Here is a 15,812-nt window from a genome sequence, read left to right as displayed (position 1 = left end):
CACATCTCAGCAAGGGGTCTCAGGGATAAGCTATGCCACAGAACGCCGGGAAATCCTCATATCGTGACTGACGCTGGGTCAGGGGCTCATTCGGGATATCTCCGGCGCGGAGCAGGTTGCCACGTGGTGCAATGTAACTGTCGATGCGACGCAGCGGTTCAGGACGCCAAACCAGATTGAACGCACAGAGTTTGGGAAAGAACCAGATTTCAGAGTATGGCAGGTGGTCGTGCATCCACCATGCCAGGTCACGCCAATCCCGTCCGCGATCGTATTGATCGGCAAACCACGGGATCACAACCGACGCCCCGGCAATGCGATCCGCCCCGGTGCCCCGGTCCCAGATATGACATTCCAGCGGATGGTCATTGCGGGCACAGTTCAGTTTGTTTTCATTGCCAAACCTGTTCAACGCAGGTGATCTGTATCCGGACCGGACTGCCACCCGGCCAAATGTCTCCTCCAGCGGATCCAGAAGCGTCTCGCAAAACTCCCGGCCGGTTTCAATGGCCAGATCGGGATTGTCGGGAATGTTCTGGCGGGCATGAAAATTGGCGATTTCGGAATAGAGAAAATCACGCATGTAGAAATATTTGGAAAGCCGAACCCTGCCCAGCGTCTCGACGCTCCACATGCTGCCCGGCCGCCGCATCAGCCGTACCCGTTCCAGCGGAATGCACCATCCGGCGACAATGGAGAAAACGGATTGAACGCCACCTCCCAGATGGCACCACCAACCGCCCGGAAATAGCCGTGATAACCACCCCAAAACACTTCCGTCGCTGGTTTCAGGATCTCGGCCCCGGCCCGCTCGGCGGCTTGCATCAATTGATCAACCTCTGCCTTGGCGCGCACATTATGGGCAAACGTCAACGCGCCCTGTCCCAATGTACCGACCGGCACACCGATGTCTTCGGCCAGGGCATCCAAAGGATACAGTCCCAGTGCCTGACCGATCAGATCAAAGGCAATTACCCCGTCAAGGCTGTCGGTCCGCCGCCAGCCCAGCGCCTCATAAAACGCCGCCGCCTGCGCCATGTCCGGGACACCGATGGTGATCAGGCTGACACGCTGCTGCATCACGCTCAAACCGCCCCCAACACTTCAGAAACCGCCTGCTCGATCAGACCCAGACACGGGCCGTCCGAAAACCGGTGATCCGCATCCTTGACCAGCAACAGACGCATGTCATCACAGGTGGCGTGTTCCAACAGGCGCAGGGCAGTGTCAGTCGTAACGGCCGTATCTGCTGTCCCCTGCAGGCAGCGCACCGGAAACGGCAATTCCAATGGATCACGCAGAACCAAACGGGCGCGTCCGTCTTCGATCAAGCGTTTCGTAATGATATACGGCTCCATGTAATCAGACGGCAATTCGATCTGGCCGACAGTGTCCAACGTCTGTTTCTGCAGGTCCGTGAAGCTGGCGACATACCCGTCCTCGGTGAAATCCGGTGCCGCGGCAATTGTCACCATGCCATGTATCCGACCAGCCCGCGCCCGCGCCAGCAGCAACGCCTGCCAACCACCCATGGATGATCCGACTGGTACGATCGGCCCATCGCACAAACGGTCGATGACCTCCAGGGTATCCTCGTGCCAATCCCCGATACAGGTTTCTTCGAACTTTTGCGAACTCTCCCCGTGCCCCGAGTAATCAAACCGCAGGAAAGCGCGGCCCTGCGCTTGGGCCCAGGCTTCCAGGTGCACGGCCTTGGTGCCTTCCATGTCCGACTTCAGCCCACCCAGAAACACGATGGTTGGGCCCCGTCCTTTGGTTTTCCGGTACGCCAGACGCCGACCCTGCGCCGTCTCGAGAAATGCAGTTTGCCCCATGCCCGTTCCTTCCGGCTTTGTCGATTTGATTTGACCAACACTGAACCCAAAGCGCAGGCGAACCGCAAGCCCGGTCAGCCACCGACATAGACGTCGTTGCGGGGGCGGAAAAAGTTCTTTTGATTGTGCATGCGCCCCAATAGATCCGAGATCTCGCGCAGAGTTTCCTGGGGATCAGCAAGACCCGAGCCGTCGGCTGCCGACAACGTTGCGTCCAAATCGGGGCGCGAAAGAATGGACATGGTCTTGCGCAGCGCCATTTCGATCAGCTCTACATCCTCGACAGTCAACTCAAAACTCTTATTGAATTCAACCACTGGCTTGTTCTCCCTGTTCAGTCTCATTGGCATGGCACGACAACCCATCGGTGCCGTTCCAGCAATGATAACCGCGTCATCTGCAATTGCAGTCACGTTTTCTTGGATTGATCAGGAATGTCGCAGGGATCCCTCCTTCATCTGGCCAAAAATATCCCGGGGGTCTGGGGGCAGCGCCCCCAGCCTGCGCCGAACGTGCCACAGGGGCCAATACTCTGCCAGACACTGGTCTTGACACCACCCCAAGGTGCTGCCAAATCAGCGACACATATAACCCGCAACCGGGCGTTCAGTGGGCGCCAAACCGACGAGGAGAGCCGACAGATGGCCCAAGTCTCCCTTACTTTTCCCGATGGCAATGCACGATCCTATGACGCAGGCGTAACCCCTGCGCAGGTCGCGGCCGATATTTCGACGTCGCTGGCAAAAAAGGCAATTTCTGCCACCGTTGACGGCAAACATTGGGACCTGCAATGGCCGATCCACGCCGATGCCGCCATCGCGCTTCACACCATGAAGGACGAAGAACAGGCCAATGAACTGATCCGCCACGATCTGGCCCATATCATGGCCCGTGCCGTACAGGAAATCTGGCCCGCAACCAAAGTCACCATCGGCCCCGTGATCGACAACGGCTGGTATTATGACTTTGACCGCGCCGAACCCTTCACCCCCGAAGATCTCGGCACCATCGAAAAGAAGATGAAGGAGATCATCAACAAGCGCGATCCCGTGACCACCGAGGTCTGGGATCGTCAGCGTGCCGTTGAATTCTACACCGCCAACAACGAACCCTACAAAGTCGAACTGATCGACGCGATCCCCGGGGATGAGCCGCTGCGCATGTATTGGCATGGGCATTGGCAGGATCTGTGCCGCGGTCCGCATCTGCAGCACACCGGTCAGGTTCAAGGCGACTGCTTCAAGCTGATGTCCATTGCCGGTGCCTATTGGCGCGGCGATTCCAACCGCGCCATGTTGCAGCGGATCTATGGCGTGGCCTTCACCTCCAAAGACAAGCTGAAAGCGCACCTGCACATGCTGGACGAGGCCGCCAAACGCGACCACCGCAAGCTGGGCCGCGAAATGGATCTGTTCCACATGCAGGAAGAAGCCCCCGGGCAGATCTTCTGGCACCCCAATGGCTGGTCGATCTATGTGCAGTTGCAGGATTACATGCGCCGCCAGCAGCGCAAGGGCGGCTACGTCGAGGTGAACACCCCGCAGGTTGTGGACCGCAAGCTGTGGGAGGCCTCGGGCCATTGGGACAAATATCAGGAGAACATGTTCATCGTCGAAGTCGATGAGGAACACGCCCGGGAAAAGGCCGTTAATGCGCTGAAACCAATGAACTGCCCCTGCCATGTCGAAATCTTCAAACAGGGTCTGAAATCCTATCGCGACCTGCCGTTGCGCATGGCCGAATTTGGCTCGTGCAACCGCTATGAACCTTCGGGTGCGCTGCACGGCATCATGCGGGTGCGTGGATTCACCCAGGACGACGCGCATATTTTCTCTACCGAAGAGCAGATCGAAGGTGAAACCGCCGAATTCATCCGGTTCCTGTCCAAGATTTACAAAGACCTCGGGTTCGAAAATTTCTCGGTCAAATTCTCGGATCGTCCGGACACCCGTGCCGGTTCGGACGAGGTTTGGGACAAGGCTGAACAAGCGTTGTTGTCAGCCACGCGCGCCGCTGGGATTGAACCTGAACTGAACCCCGGCGAAGGGGCATTTTATGGTCCCAAGCTGGAGTTTGTGCTGACCGACGCCATTGGTCGCGATTGGCAGTGTGGCACGTTCCAGGTTGATTTCGTGCTGCCCGAGCGGCTGGATGCGACCTATATCGGATCTGACGGCAGCAAACATCGCCCCGTCATGCTGCACCGCGCGACGCTGGGTTCGTTTGAGCGTTTCATCGGCATCCTGATCGAGGAACACGCCGGCAAGCTGCCATTCTGGCTGGCACCACGTCAGGTTGTCGTGGCTTCGATCACGTCCGAAGCGGATGACTACGTACACGAGGTCGTTGCCGAGCTGAAAGCCGCAGGCGTGCGCGCCGAAGCCGATATTCGCAATGAAAAGATCAACTATAAGGTCCGTGAACATTCCGTTGGCAAGGTGCCCGTTATCCTGGCCGTGGGTCACCGCGAAGTCGAAGAACGCACCGTCAGCATCCGGAGACTGGGTGAAAAACAAACCCGTGTGGACAGCCTCGTAAATGTTACAGAGGCGCTGGGACGGGAAGCCACACCCCCCGATCTGCTGTAACATTTCTCCCGATTTGACGAAAAAAACGGCTCGCCCTGGCGGGCCGTTTTGCATTTCCCCGCTGTTTTTGCTATTTTTTCAGCGCCTTACGGCGCAATACTTTGTCACACTTGCTGACACAGGTGTGACCCACGGGCTCGTGAATTCAAACTCGGGTCGGGACCGTTTAGCTTTTACTCATATCAACCGAATACCAAACACAACATGTCAGAAGAGGATCACTGAAATGTCGAACACCACCAAATCTTTGGCCGTTGCCGGTGCCGTTGCTGCTGCTTTGACCGCTGCCCTGTCGACCCCTGCCGCTGCGCAGGCAAAGGAAAAGTGCTATGGCGTTTCGCTGGCTGGTCAGAATGACTGTGCGGCTGGCCCCGGCACCACCTGCGCGGGCACTTCGACCGTTGATTATCAGGGCAACGCCTGGACATTGGTCGACGTGAACACCTGCGCCAATATCGAACTGCCTGCTTTGGCTGACGGGACCGCGCGCACCGGGTCTCTGGAACCTCAGGAACGTGATCTGCCAGCATAATTCCGAAGTGTGCAAAACCTTTGGGGGTGGGCCCTTTCTCAGGGCCCCCGCCGTTCTTTCCAAATAACGAGCGTGCTCATGCTTGATGCTGCCCCCCGCCACAACAGACTGCCAGCCAAAGCGGGCGTGGGATACAAGCCGCAGCATTTTGGCCAGATCTGTGACACGCCGGGAGCGGTTGGATGGCTGGAAATTCACGCTGAAAACTATATGGGGGATGGTGGTCGCCCTCTGGCGCAACTGCGTCATCTCGCCGAACGATTTCCGATTTCGGTTCACGGCGTCGGGCTGTCCATCGGCGGCGATGAGGATCTGGACCCTGACCATCTAGCCCGCCTGAAACATCTGGTCGATTGGCTGAACCCCGCCAGCTTTTCCGAACATCTGGCCTGGTCGACCCATGACAGCCAATTCCTGAACGACCTGTTGCCCCTGCCCTATACCAACACAACCCTGTCCCGTGTGGCCGATCATATCGATCATCTGCAAGACGTAATTGGGCGCCAGATGCTGCTGGAAAACCCCTCCAGCTATCTCGCCTTTGACGAAAGCACCTGGTCCGAGCCCGATTTCCTGCGCGAAATTGTGCGCCGGACCGGCTGTGGTCTGCTGTTGGACATCAATAATGTCTTTGTCTCTGCCACCAATCTGGACTTTTCGCCCCTGGGCTACATCGACGCCTTTGATTTGGATCAGGTCGGCGAGCTTCATTTGGGCGGGCACGACGAAGACACCGACGATCACGGGCATCCACTGTTGATTGACAGCCATGGGCGCGCCGTCGTTGATCCGGTCTGGACCTTGCTGGAGTACACCCTGGAGCGCTCTGGCCCCAAGCCGGTGTTGGTGGAATGGGACACCGATGTCCCCGCCTGGACCGTGCTCGAGGCCGAAGCCGCACGCGCCCGCGACACCCTGCTGCGGGTTGCAGCATGAAAGTGTCCCAAAATCTCTTTGCCTCTGCTTTGCTGGATGCATCAGCAGCCATTCCCGATGGCCTGAGCGACGCGGATGCCCGCCCCGCGGGACGACGGTTCAACGTCTATCGCAACAATGTCGTCGTTTCCCTGACCCAAGCACTGCATACTGCCTTTCCGGCGACCGCCAGCCTGCTGGGCAAGGCCAACATGGATGGATTGTCAGGGCAGTACCTGCGCCAGACCCCGCCGTCATCGCCCCTGTTGATGTTCTATGGCGACCGATTTCCCGATTTTCTGGCCTCGGTTCCGCAACTTGCAAAGATGGGGTATCTACCGGATCTGGCACGGATGGAGTTGGCTCTGCGTCGCGCCTATCACGCCGCTGACGCAGACCCGATCGCGGCGCAAACCTTGGCGACACTGGGGCCAGAAGAGCTGATGGCGACCCGGTTGAGCCTGGCTCCTGCGGTTCATGTTTTGCCGTCGCGTTGGCCGATCCACGATATCTGGCGGTTGGGCACCGAACCGGACGCCCCAAAACCCCGCGCCACGGCTCAGGATATCCTGATCACCCGCCCGGAATTCGACCCTCTTGCCACGGTTCTGCCCCCTGGGGGTGCATCGTGGATCAAAGCCATACTGGGCGGCCACAGCATTGGCGAAGCTCACGAACAGGCAACGGAAAATCAGCCAGATTTCGATCTGGGCGCTACTTTGACCCTGATGTTGCAGGGCAACGCCATCATATCTCTGACGACGAAAGGATAAGGCCATGCACGCACTGGTCTCGCTTCACAACGCCATCTTCGGCCTGATCGAACGTCTTGGCGATTGGGTCATGCCTTTGGCCGCCCGCTTTGTTTTTGCTGCAACCTTGTTGTTCTACTACTGGAACTCGGGTCTGACCAAATTGGGCGACGGGCTCTTCGGCATCTTCAGCCCGTCCATTGGCGCCTACAGCCAGATCTTCCCGAAAAAGCTCGAGGCGGTCAGCTATGATGTGTCCCAGTTCGGGCTCTTCGAATGGGTTGTTGTCATGGCAGGGACCTGGGCCGAATTCATCCTGCCGCTGCTCATTGTCATTGGTCTGGCGACGCGCCTGGCCGCGCTTGGCATGATCGGGTTTGTCATCGTGCAGTCGCTGACAGATGTCTATGGCCATGGTGCCACCGATGCCAAAACGCTGGGTGCCCTGTTTGATCGTTTTCCCGACAGCGTGATCATGGACCAGCGTCTGTTCTGGGTGTTCACCTTGTCTTATCTGGTGATCAAGGGGGCCGGTTTCTTGTCGGTCGATGCATTCCTGCGCAATCGCGAGGAAACCGTTTTGGCCTGACGACCATATCATCACTCACGGCAAGGGCGTCCCCACAGGGGCACCCTTTGTGATTTGAAGCCTGTCAGAAATGCGCCTTCTCCTCGTCCGGCTTGCCCGCCGCAACAGCTAGCAACCCGGCCACCCCGGCAAAGCAGATCGGAAACATGGTAAAGACGTTGAAACCATAGCCATAGTACATCCCACCGGCAGACAGCAGCAAAAGAATGCCGCCCCACAGCGCCCGCGCACGTGCCATGCCGCCCCCCGCCAGCGCGAGCATCGGTGAAATCACAGAGGCCAATCGCACCGCATCCACATTGGCCACCTGCTCGGCTATTCCCTCGATTTCGCCAAAATGTTCGATGGCCGATGTATAGCCATAGCCAAAGAAGCCGACGATCATTCCGAACACGCCGGCAATAATTCCCAAAACCAGGGCCGCATTGCGCATAATTTTCTCCTGCCACTCATGGGGCACATAAGGGCTTGTTCACCCCACGCCAAGCCCTGCCTGTGTTTCCTTGGTCCATCCCAGGTACAGCTTGCCCTCCGCTTCGATCAGCGGCCTTTTCATCAGGCTCGGGTGCGCCCTGAGCAGAGCCAGCGGGTCGGATTGGCGCGCTGTCTCGTCCAAGTTACGCCACGTCGTAGAACGCTTGTTAACAAGTATTTCGCCAAATTCTGCCAACGCCGCCTCCAGCATTCTGTCAGCGATTCCATCCGCTCTCACATCGATCAGCGTTGCAGACGGGCATGATTTCAATGCCTTACGGCAAGTGTCGCAATTTTTGAGTCCAAAAATTGTGATGGACATTCGGTAACCCTTCTATTTTTTGTGCAAAATCCCACCAAAACAGGTTTTACAATCCCGTTACGCTGTTTTTCTTGATTTTCGCCAAGACCATGCGATCCTGCGATCGTTACAGCCGCTGTTCAGACCTCTGTCAATCCTTTGGCCTGTCCGACGCCTGAATGACCGGCCGTATCTTATGACCACCGAAGACATTCGGTGAGAACTACAAGATAGAAGGAGACACGGGACATGCCAAGCGGCACCGTGAAATGGTTTAACACTACCAAGGGTTACGGCTTCATTGCCCCTGATGAAGGCGGCAGCGATGTTTTCGTTCATATTTCGGCAGTCGAACGGTCAGGATTGACCGGCTTGGCTGACAATCAAAAAGTTTCTTACGAGCTCCAAGAAGGGCGAGACGGCCGCATGATGGCCAGCGATCTAAAAACGCAATAGCCACGCCCCTGCCCGCCTGATCCGTTAGGCTGGCAGACCCCTTCATTCCGGAACCGGCTCCCGTCCTGCACCATTCTGGTGCCGACGGGGACGTGCATTTTGCGCTTTTCGACAATCCTGCGGGCGGATCAATCCCGTAGCCGGAACCGTTGGATTTTACCCGTTTCGGTTTTGGGCAATGTGTCTGTGAAGACCACTGATCGTGGATATTTGTACGGCGCAATCGTCGCTTTGACGTGATCCTGTAGCGTTTTGATCAACAGATCAGATGGCGCATGCCCGTCGCCCAACACCACATGGGCTTCGACGATTTCGCCGCGCGCCTCGTCCAGAGCGCCAATCACGGCACATTCGGCCACGGCTTCATGTGCCAGCAGGGCCGCCTCGACCTCTGGGCCCGCAATATTGTAACCTGACGAAATTATCATGTCGTCGTTCCGCGCGGCAAAATGCAAATACCCACCTTCATCCATCATGAAACTGTCACCGGTGATGTTCCATCCGTCCTGCACATATTCGGCCTGCCGATCATCAGCCAGGTAACGGCACCCCGTGGGTCCACGCACGGCCAACCGACCAATCTCCCCACGCGGTGCCTCGGTTCCATCAGCGCGCAACACCCGGACCTCGTACCCTCCCACGGGCTTGCCCGTGCAGGCAGGACGGTGGTCGGTAAACCGGTTGGTCAAAAAGATATGCAGCAATTCGGTCGCGCCAATACCATCCAGCATTGGCTTTCCGGTTTTGTTGATCCATTCGTCGTAAACTGGCGCAGGCAATGTTTCGCCTGCGGACACCGCCGCCCGCAACGACGACAGATCTGCCCCTTCATCCATTGCACGCAGCATCACCCGATAAGCGGTGGGGGCCGTAAAGCACACAGTTGCCTTGTATTTTTCGATGATCTCGATCAGATTCGGCGGAGTCGCCGCCTCGAGCAACGTCGCCGCCGCACCAAACCGCAGCGGGAAAATCGCCAACCCACCCAACCCAAAGGTAAAGGCCAGTGGTGGTGAGCCGATAAAGATATCTTCCGGCTTCACCGCCAGCACTTCGTGTGCATACCCATCGGCAATGATCAGCAGGTCGCGGTGAAAATGCATCGTCGCCTTGGGCGATCCGGTGGTACCACTGGTGAACCCCAACAACGCAACATCATCCCGCCCCGTCTGCACCGCATCATACATGACCGATTTTTCCAACGCCAATCGGTCCAATTCGGCATCGTGGTTCGAGGTCCCGTCAAACCCCACCACCGATGTCAGGTAATTCGACGTTTTGGCGCAACTTACCAGTTCTTCCATCAGCCGGGTGTCACACAGCGCATGGCTGATCTCAGCCTTGTCAACAATCTTGCTCAGTTCTCCGGCGCGCAACATGGGCATTGTATTGACCACCACCGCGCCCACTTTGGTCGCTGCCAGCCAACAGGCCACCATCGCCGGATTGTTGGCAGACCGGATCAGCACCCGATTGCCCGGTTTTACCTTCAGATCCTCGACCAGCACATGGGCCAGACGGTTGGTCCAATCGGTCAATTCCTTGTAGGTCCGCCGACGTCCATTGCCGATCAAAGCGGTGTGATCGCCAAACCCCTTGTCGACCATCGCGTCGGTCAGTTCGACTCCGACATTCACATGCTCGGGGTAGTCGAACCCATCAAGCAGAAAGTCGGGCCATTGATCAAAAGGCGGCAGATTATCCCGCGTAAACGTATCAATATGTGCCGTTGGTCCCAGCATCTTTATCCTCCCAGATAGGCACCCAGCGCCTGGCGCGCAATCACCACGCGCTGTACGTCGGACGCGCCCTCATAAATTCGCAATGCCCTAATATCGCGGTACAACTCCTCGACCTTTTGCCCCGACCGCACCCCGTCGCCGCCGTGCAGCTGCACGGCTTTGTCGATGACCTTCTGGGCCTGATCCGTGGAGAACAGCTTGGCCATTGCCGCTTCGCGTGTGACCCGGGCAGCCCCCGTATCCTTGGCCCAAGCGGCGCGATAGACCAACAGGGCACTGGCATCCACATCCAACGCCATATCGGCGATATGGCCCTGCACCATCTGCAGATCGAACAGGGGGGCCCCCTGAACCTGTCGCGTGGTGACCCGAGCCAGCGACTCGTCCAGCGCCCTACGGGCAAACCCCAACGCAGCAGCCGCCACCGTGGACCGGAATACATCCAGAACCGACATCGCGATGCGGAACCCCTGCCCCGGTTCGCCGATCAGCGCTGTTTTCGGGATCCGGCAATCGCTGAAGCGCAGGGTCGCGAGCGGATGTGGCGCGATGGTCTTCAATCGCTCGACCACCTTGAACCCTGTCAGCCCCGCTGGCACGATGAACGCGCTCAACCCTTTTGCCCCCGGAGCCTCACCTGTGCGGGCAAACAATGTATAGACGTCGGCAATACCGCCATTGGAAATCCAGGTTTTTTCCCCGTTCAACACATAGTGGTCGCCATCTTCGACCGCAGTCATCGTGGAATTGGCCACATCGGACCCGGATTGCGGTTCCGTCAGGGCAAAGGCTGAAAGTGCCTGACCGCTGCGGGTCAAAGGCAACCACTCCCCTTGCTGCGCCGGCGTGCCAAACAGCGAAATCGCCCCGGTCCCCAACCCCTGCATGGCAAAGGCAAAATCCGCCAGCCCATCGTGACGCGCCAACGTCTCCCGGATCAGGCACAGCGTCCGCACATCCAACGTCTCTCCGGCCGCAGCCCCGGAATGACGGGTCCAACCGCCCTGGCCCAACGCCGCTACCAATGTCCGACAGGCCGCATCGGTGTCTGAATGATCTATGGTTGCCACATGTGTTTGTGCCCAGGCGTCCAAATCATCGGCCAGCGCCCTGTGACGCTCGTCAAAAAACGGCCAAGACAAGAAACTTCGATCCGCCATCTCACCATGCTCCTTCATTCATCTTGCCAGAAAACTCCGGGGGTTTGGGGGCTGGCCCCCAATCGCTCCAGGGTTTGGGGCCACCCCTCAAAGACCACCTTCGCCTGCGTTCAATCCCCTTCAAACACCGGACGTTCCTTGGCCACAAACGCGTGATAGGCCCGGTGGAAATCCTGTCCCTGCATGCAGATCGCCTGGGCCTGGGCTTCGGCTTCGATGGCCTGTTCGATCGACATTGCCCATTCCTGGGCCAGCATGGTTTTGGTCATCATATTGGCAAAACCGGGCCCGGCTGCGATCCGACCAGCTATATCCTGGGCATTGGTCATTAGATCGCCGCGATCCACCACCCGGTTGAAAAACCCCCAGGCCTGACCTTCGTCGGCGGTCATGGCGCGTCCCAGATAGAGCAGTTCGGCCGCGCGACCCTGCCCAATGATCCGGGGCAGGATGGCACAGGCCCCCATGTCACACCCCGCAAGGCCGACGCGGTTGAACAAAAACGCCACTTTGGTCTCGGGCGTGGCGATGCGCAGGTCCGACGCCATGGCAATGATCGCCCCCGCCCCGGCACAGATCCCGTCAACGGCGGCGATAATCGGTTTGCCACAGTTTACCATCGCCTTGACCAGATCCCCGGTCATGCGGGTAAAGGCCAGCAGCTCCTTCATGTTCATTTTGGTCAGCGGCCCGATAATGTCGTGCACATCCCCGCCCGAGCTGAAGTTGCCACCATTGGGGGCAAAGACCACCGCCTTGATGGTGTCATCATAGTGCAGGTCGCGGAACCAATCACGCAGTTCGGCGTAGCTGTCAAAGGTCAACGGGTTCTTGCGCTCGGGCCGGTCCAGCGCCACCGTGGCGATGCCGTTTTCGACGCCCAGTAGAAAATGTTCTGGTGCACTCTTGCTCATCTGATCCTAGTCCCTGTCTTCCAATTGCTTTGCCACGCCATCCAGAGTTTCGGCGATATTAACGGCATCCAACGGCCCCACGTGGGCAAATATCTGGTCAATCCACGCCTCATGCGCCGCCGCCTGATGGGCGAATTCCGCCCGCCCCTTGGCGGTCAGGATCACCCTGCTGGCACGGCGATCTCCTGGCACTTTTTCCCGCGCGGCATGTCCATCTTCGACCAGCCGGTCCACGATGCCGGTGACATTGCCATTGGACACTTTCAACACGCCTGACAGTTCGCTCATTTTCAGCCCGTCGCCATGCTGGGTCAGAGCAGCCATCACATCGAACCGGGGCAAGGTGGTTGCAAAGTCGCGTCTCAGATTTTCGCGAATTTCGCTTTCCACGGCACGGGTGGCCTTGAGCACGCGCAGCCACAGGCGCAGCCGGTCCTTTGATGTCGCAGGGGATGTTGCGGGGGATGGGGTGGTGTCGCTCAAATCTCGCCTCCAGATATCGGCAGCGCACTGCCGTTGATCGAGGCCGAGCCGTCTCCGGCCAGCCAGAGCGCGGTTTCGGCCACTTCCTCCGGCTGAATCAGGCGCCCCTGGGGGTTGCCCTTGGCCAGCGAAGCAATCGCCTCGTCACGGCTCCGGCCGGTTTTGACCATGATCGTCTCGATCGAGCGTTCCAACAAGGGGGTCTCGATGAACCCGGGACAGATTGCGTTCACGGTGATCCCGGTGCGGGCCAGTTCCAACGCCAATGCGCGGGTCAAACCGACCACGCCGTGTTTGGCGGCGCAATAACCGGACACATAGGGAAACCCCTTGAGCCCAGCAGTCGAGGCCACAGCGATCATTCGCCCCCACCCGTCGGCTTTCATACCCGTCAGACAGGCCTGCCACAAATTGAACACCCCACCCAGATTGACAGCTAACGTGCCGGTCAAATCCTCGGGCGTCATCTTGGCAAACGGAGTGCTGGGCGCAGCACCGGCATTGGCGATAGCGATATTCACAGCGCCATTGCGCGCCTCGGCCTGGGCCAGCGCCACGTCCAGCGACATTCTATCGGTCACATCACAGGTTGCTGCAAAACAGCCGTTTTCCTTGGCGACCTGTTGTAGCGGTTCCATGCGGCGCCCCAGAATGGTCACCTTGGCCCCCGCTGTGGCAAAGCGGGAAGCCATCGCGGCCCCAACGCCGCTACCGCCCCCGGAAATCACCACGTGTTTGTTCGTCACGCTCATGCCCGGATCACCTCTGCCTCGCGATCCGCAAGACGCCAGGCCTGATCCCGGCCTGCCTCATAGGGCAGCGGCCAATCCGGAGCCAAACGGTCGCCCACTTTGGTGGCCTCGTGAAGGGTCCAATAGGGATCCGCCAAATGCGGACGCCCGACACAGACCAGATCAGCCCGCCCAGCCATCAGGATCGAGTTGGCGTGGTCGGCTTCGTAGATATTGCCGACGGCCATGGTCGAAATCCCCGCCTCATTGCGGATCCGGTCGGAAAACGGTGTCTGGAACATGCGACCATAAACCGGTTCGGCCTCGGTCGAGGTCTGACCCGCCGAGACATCAATAATATCGGCACCTACCGCCTCGAACATGCGGGCGATTTCGACCGCCTCATCCGGGGTGACACCAGCCTCGCCAACCCAATCGTTTGCAGAAATCCGCACCGACATCGGTTTGGTTGCGGGCCAGACAGCGCGCATGGCATTGAACACTTCCAGCGGATAACGCATCCGGTTTTCCAGCGACCCGCCGTATTCATCGCCACGCACATTCGACATGGGCGAGATGAAGGACGAGATCAAATAGCCGTGGGCGGCGTGCAATTCGATCATGTCGAACCCGGCGCGGTCTGCCATTTCAGCGCTGGCGACGAACTGATCGCGCACCATGTCCATTTCGGCCCGGGTGATTTCACGCGGCGCGGCGTTTTGATCAGACCAGGCAATAGCCGAGGCCGACATGGTGTCCCAATTGCCATCGCTCAATGGCGCATCCATTACTTCCCAGCCCACCTGGGTCGACCCCTTGCGCCCGGAATGACCGATTTGACAGCAGATTTTGGCATCGGTTTCAGCGTGTACAAATCCGGTCAAACGCTGCCATGCGGCTTCGTGCTCTGGCGCGTACAGCCCCGGACACCCTGGCGTGATCCGCCCTTCGGCAGACACACAGGTCATCTCGGTATACACCAACCCGGCCCCGCCTTTGGCGCGTTCACCGTAGTGGATCAGATGCCAGTCTGTCGGGCAGCCACCCACCGCCTTGTATTGTGCCATCGGGGACACGACGACGCGGTTTTTCAACGACATGTTGCGCAGCTGATAGGGGGCAAACATCGGTGGGCGCGTTGGCGCATCAGCCGGAGCCCCGGCACGGGTTTGGAACCATTTTTCAGCGCTTTGCAACCATTCCCCATCGCGCAGGCGCAGGTTTTCATGGGAAATCCGCTGGGATCGCGTCAGCAAGGAGTAATTGAACTGCACTGGATCCATTCCCAGATAGCGCTCGACTTCCTCGAACCATTCCAGCGAATTGCGCGCCGCCGATTGCAGGCGCAACACATCCAGGCGGCGCTCCTCCTGATAACGGGCAAAGGCCTGTTCCAGCGTTGGTTCAGTGGTGACAAACTCCGCCAGCGCAATGGCGCTGTCAAAGGCCAACCGAGATCCTGAGCCGATCGAAAAATGCGCTGTAGCCGACGCATCGCCCAGTAGAACGACGTTTTCGTGGTACCACTTTTCGCACAACACCCGCGGAAAGTTGATCCAGACCGCCGAGCCGCGCAAATGATCTGCATTGGAAATCAGATCATGCCCGTCCAGATGATCGGCAAAGATCTCCTCGCAGGTGCGAATGATCTCGTCCTTGGACATGCCCTCGAACCCCCAGTTGTCCCAGGTTTCAGCAGAGCATTCGACAATCACCGTCGCAGTGTCATCATCGAATTGATAGGCATGGATCCAGACCCAACCGTGTTTGGTTTCCTCGAATACAAAGGTAAAGGCATCATCGAACTTTTGATGGGTGCCCAACCAGATGAATTTGCACGGGCGCACGTCGATGTTGGGTTTGAAGTGGTCTGCAAATTCGCTGCGCACCTGTGAATTCAGGCCATCACAGCCCACCACCAGATCATATTCTTTCTGATATTCCGATGCCGGTTTCGCAATGGTTTCAAATTGCAAGTCCACGCCCAATTCGCGTGCGCGGTCCTGAAGCACCAATAGCATTTTCTTGCGACCGATCCCGGCAAACCCATGACCACCCGAAACGGTACGCGCACCGCCATGGACCACGGCGATATCATCCCAATATGCGAAACTGGCACGAATGGCCTCGGCGCTTTGGGGATCGTTGGCAGTCAGATTTTCCAGCGCATCATCACTGAGCACCACACCCCAGCCAAAAGTATCATCAGGCTTGTTGCGTTCGATCACTGTGACTTTGGCGTCAGGCTGACGCAGCTTCATCGAGATCGCAAAGTAAAGACCCGCGGGCCCTCCACCCAGACAAGCAATTCGCATGACCATCCTCCCGCAATATTTTCCG

The 15,812-nt window shown here is 58.4% G+C and carries 18 protein-coding genes; 6 read left to right on the top strand and 12 right to left on the bottom strand.

Annotated features, from left to right (window positions below; genetic code table 11):
* Window positions 1–19: 19 nt before the first annotated feature.
* The 4 genes from QEZ52_RS06370 to QEZ52_RS06355 form a co-directional block, all read right to left on the bottom strand.
* Window positions 20–634, bottom strand: coding sequence for a hypothetical protein (locus tag QEZ52_RS06370; protein WP_406650347.1), 615 nt, complete (start codon window positions 632–634; stop codon window positions 20–22).
* Window positions 635–651: 17 nt separating this feature from the next.
* Window positions 652–1,080 carry a VOC family protein gene (locus QEZ52_RS06365; RefSeq protein ID WP_406648707.1) on the bottom strand — a complete coding sequence of 143 codons (429 nt, stop codon included), beginning with the start codon at window positions 1,078–1,080 and terminating at the stop codon, window positions 652–654.
* 5 nt (window positions 1,081–1,085) lie between these two features.
* Window positions 1,086–1,835, bottom strand: coding sequence for an alpha/beta fold hydrolase (locus QEZ52_RS06360; RefSeq protein WP_406648705.1), 750 nt, complete (start codon window positions 1,833–1,835; stop codon window positions 1,086–1,088).
* A 74-nt stretch (window positions 1,836–1,909) separates the two neighbouring features.
* Entirely contained in the window at window positions 1,910–2,152 is a 243-nt protein-coding gene (locus QEZ52_RS06355; protein ID WP_406648703.1) for a hypothetical protein, read from the bottom strand.
* 324 nt (window positions 2,153–2,476) lie between these two features.
* On the opposite strand from QEZ52_RS06355, the gene thrS reads away from it, so the two are divergent.
* The 5 genes from thrS (at window position 2,477) to QEZ52_RS06330 (ending at window position 7,211) form a co-directional block, all read left to right on the top strand.
* Entirely contained in the window at window positions 2,477–4,423 is a 1,947-nt protein-coding gene (gene thrS, locus QEZ52_RS06350) for a threonine--tRNA ligase (protein WP_406648701.1), read from the top strand.
* A gap of 226 nt (window positions 4,424–4,649) precedes the next feature.
* Window positions 4,650–4,955 (top strand): DUF2282 domain-containing protein, encoded by a 306-nt coding sequence (locus QEZ52_RS06345; protein WP_406648700.1) that lies wholly within the window; start codon window positions 4,650–4,652, stop codon window positions 4,953–4,955.
* A gap of 78 nt (window positions 4,956–5,033) precedes the next feature.
* Entirely contained in the window at window positions 5,034–5,891 is an 858-nt protein-coding gene (locus tag QEZ52_RS06340) for a DUF692 family multinuclear iron-containing protein (RefSeq protein WP_406648699.1), read from the top strand.
* Window positions 5,888–6,643, top strand: a complete 756-nt coding sequence (locus QEZ52_RS06335) for a putative DNA-binding domain-containing protein (protein WP_406648697.1) — start codon at window positions 5,888–5,890, stop codon at window positions 6,641–6,643. The genes QEZ52_RS06340 and QEZ52_RS06335 overlap by 4 nt, the downstream gene beginning before the upstream one ends.
* A gap of 4 nt (window positions 6,644–6,647) precedes the next feature.
* Entirely contained in the window at window positions 6,648–7,211 is a 564-nt protein-coding gene (locus tag QEZ52_RS06330; RefSeq protein WP_406648696.1) for a DoxX family protein, read from the top strand.
* 64 nt (window positions 7,212–7,275) lie between these two features.
* On the opposite strand, the gene QEZ52_RS06325 is transcribed toward QEZ52_RS06330, so the two are convergent.
* Together QEZ52_RS06325 and QEZ52_RS06320 are read right to left on the bottom strand one after the other, a co-directional pair.
* A complete protein-coding gene (locus QEZ52_RS06325) occupies window positions 7,276–7,644 on the bottom strand; it encodes a hypothetical protein (RefSeq protein WP_406648695.1) in 369 nt (122 codons plus the stop codon).
* A gap of 39 nt (window positions 7,645–7,683) precedes the next feature.
* Window positions 7,684–8,001: an ArsC/Spx/MgsR family protein gene (locus tag QEZ52_RS06320; RefSeq protein WP_406650344.1), complete on the bottom strand. Its 318-nt coding sequence runs from the start codon at window positions 7,999–8,001 to the stop codon at window positions 7,684–7,686.
* Between the two features lie 234 nt (window positions 8,002–8,235).
* On the opposite strand from QEZ52_RS06320, the gene QEZ52_RS06315 reads away from it, so the two are divergent.
* On the top strand, window positions 8,236–8,442 hold the full coding sequence (locus QEZ52_RS06315) for a cold-shock protein (RefSeq protein WP_406648694.1): 207 nt from the start codon (window positions 8,236–8,238) through the stop codon (window positions 8,440–8,442).
* Window positions 8,443–8,570: 128 nt separating this feature from the next.
* Here QEZ52_RS06315 and QEZ52_RS06310 read toward each other — a convergent pair whose 3' ends face one another.
* The 6 genes from QEZ52_RS06310 to QEZ52_RS06285 all read right to left on the bottom strand — a co-directional run bounded on the left by QEZ52_RS06310 (window position 8,571) and on the right by QEZ52_RS06285 (window position 15,787).
* Window positions 8,571–10,184, bottom strand: a complete 1,614-nt coding sequence (locus QEZ52_RS06310) for an AMP-binding protein (RefSeq protein WP_406648693.1) — start codon at window positions 10,182–10,184, stop codon at window positions 8,571–8,573.
* Between the two features lie 2 nt (window positions 10,185–10,186).
* The gene (locus QEZ52_RS06305) at window positions 10,187–11,344 is read right to left on the bottom strand and encodes an acyl-CoA dehydrogenase family protein (protein ID WP_406648692.1); all 1,158 of its coding nucleotides are present in this window, start codon (window positions 11,342–11,344) and stop codon (window positions 10,187–10,189) included.
* A 110-nt stretch (window positions 11,345–11,454) separates the two neighbouring features.
* A complete protein-coding gene (locus QEZ52_RS06300; RefSeq protein WP_406648691.1) occupies window positions 11,455–12,258 on the bottom strand; it encodes an enoyl-CoA hydratase family protein in 804 nt (267 codons plus the stop codon).
* Between the two features lie 6 nt (window positions 12,259–12,264).
* On the bottom strand, window positions 12,265–12,741 hold the full coding sequence (locus tag QEZ52_RS06295) for a MarR family winged helix-turn-helix transcriptional regulator (RefSeq protein WP_406648689.1): 477 nt from the start codon (window positions 12,739–12,741) through the stop codon (window positions 12,265–12,267).
* Entirely contained in the window at window positions 12,738–13,493 is a 756-nt protein-coding gene (locus QEZ52_RS06290) for an SDR family NAD(P)-dependent oxidoreductase (protein ID WP_406648688.1), read from the bottom strand. The genes QEZ52_RS06295 and QEZ52_RS06290 overlap by 4 nt, the downstream gene beginning before the upstream one ends.
* Window positions 13,490–15,787 carry a bifunctional salicylyl-CoA 5-hydroxylase/oxidoreductase gene (locus tag QEZ52_RS06285; protein WP_406648686.1) on the bottom strand — a complete coding sequence of 766 codons (2,298 nt, stop codon included), beginning with the start codon at window positions 15,785–15,787 and terminating at the stop codon, window positions 13,490–13,492. Before QEZ52_RS06285 ends, QEZ52_RS06290 begins: the two co-directional genes overlap by 4 nt.
* Window positions 15,788–15,812: the final 25 nt, after the last annotated feature.

Origin of the sequence: Aliisedimentitalea scapharcae (assembly GCF_045277565.1) — a bacterium.
In the GTDB taxonomy this organism is placed as follows: Bacteria; Pseudomonadota; Alphaproteobacteria; order Rhodobacterales; family Rhodobacteraceae; genus Aliisedimentitalea; species Aliisedimentitalea scapharcae.
The sequence above is the reverse complement of the archived record's forward strand: the minus strand, read 5'-3'. Positions and strand labels throughout refer to the sequence as shown.

Excerpts from the sequence above, each read along its gene's own strand:
- QEZ52_RS06330 (WP_406648696.1), top strand. The coding sequence starts at position 6,648 with ATGCACGCACTGGTCTCGCTTCACAACGCCATCTTCGGCCTGATCGAA.
- QEZ52_RS06345 (WP_406648700.1), top strand. The coding sequence starts at position 4,650 with ATGTCGAACACCACCAAATCTTTGGCCGTTGCCGGTGCCGTTGCTGCT.
- QEZ52_RS06290 (WP_406648688.1), bottom strand. The coding sequence starts at position 13,493 with ATGAGCGTGACGAACAAACACGTGGTGATTTCCGGGGGCGGTAGCGGC.
- QEZ52_RS06340 (WP_406648699.1), top strand. The coding sequence starts at position 5,034 with ATGCTTGATGCTGCCCCCCGCCACAACAGACTGCCAGCCAAAGCGGGC.
- QEZ52_RS06370 (WP_406650347.1), bottom strand. The coding sequence starts at position 634 with ATGTGGAGCGTCGAGACGCTGGGCAGGGTTCGGCTTTCCAAATATTTC.
- QEZ52_RS06305 (WP_406648692.1), bottom strand. The coding sequence starts at position 11,344 with ATGGCGGATCGAAGTTTCTTGTCTTGGCCGTTTTTTGACGAGCGTCAC.
- QEZ52_RS06360 (WP_406648705.1), bottom strand. The coding sequence starts at position 1,835 with ATGGGGCAAACTGCATTTCTCGAGACGGCGCAGGGTCGGCGTCTGGCG.
- QEZ52_RS06300 (WP_406648691.1), bottom strand. The coding sequence starts at position 12,258 with ATGAGCAAGAGTGCACCAGAACATTTTCTACTGGGCGTCGAAAACGGC.
- thrS (WP_406648701.1), top strand. The coding sequence starts at position 2,477 with ATGGCCCAAGTCTCCCTTACTTTTCCCGATGGCAATGCACGATCCTAT.
- QEZ52_RS06335 (WP_406648697.1), top strand. The coding sequence starts at position 5,888 with ATGAAAGTGTCCCAAAATCTCTTTGCCTCTGCTTTGCTGGATGCATCA.
- QEZ52_RS06325 (WP_406648695.1), bottom strand. The coding sequence starts at position 7,644 with ATGCGCAATGCGGCCCTGGTTTTGGGAATTATTGCCGGCGTGTTCGGA.
- QEZ52_RS06365 (WP_406648707.1), bottom strand. The coding sequence starts at position 1,080 with ATGCAGCAGCGTGTCAGCCTGATCACCATCGGTGTCCCGGACATGGCG.
- QEZ52_RS06310 (WP_406648693.1), bottom strand. The coding sequence starts at position 10,184 with ATGCTGGGACCAACGGCACATATTGATACGTTTACGCGGGATAATCTG.
- QEZ52_RS06285 (WP_406648686.1), bottom strand. The coding sequence starts at position 15,787 with ATGCGAATTGCTTGTCTGGGTGGAGGGCCCGCGGGTCTTTACTTTGCG.
- QEZ52_RS06315 (WP_406648694.1), top strand. The coding sequence starts at position 8,236 with ATGCCAAGCGGCACCGTGAAATGGTTTAACACTACCAAGGGTTACGGC.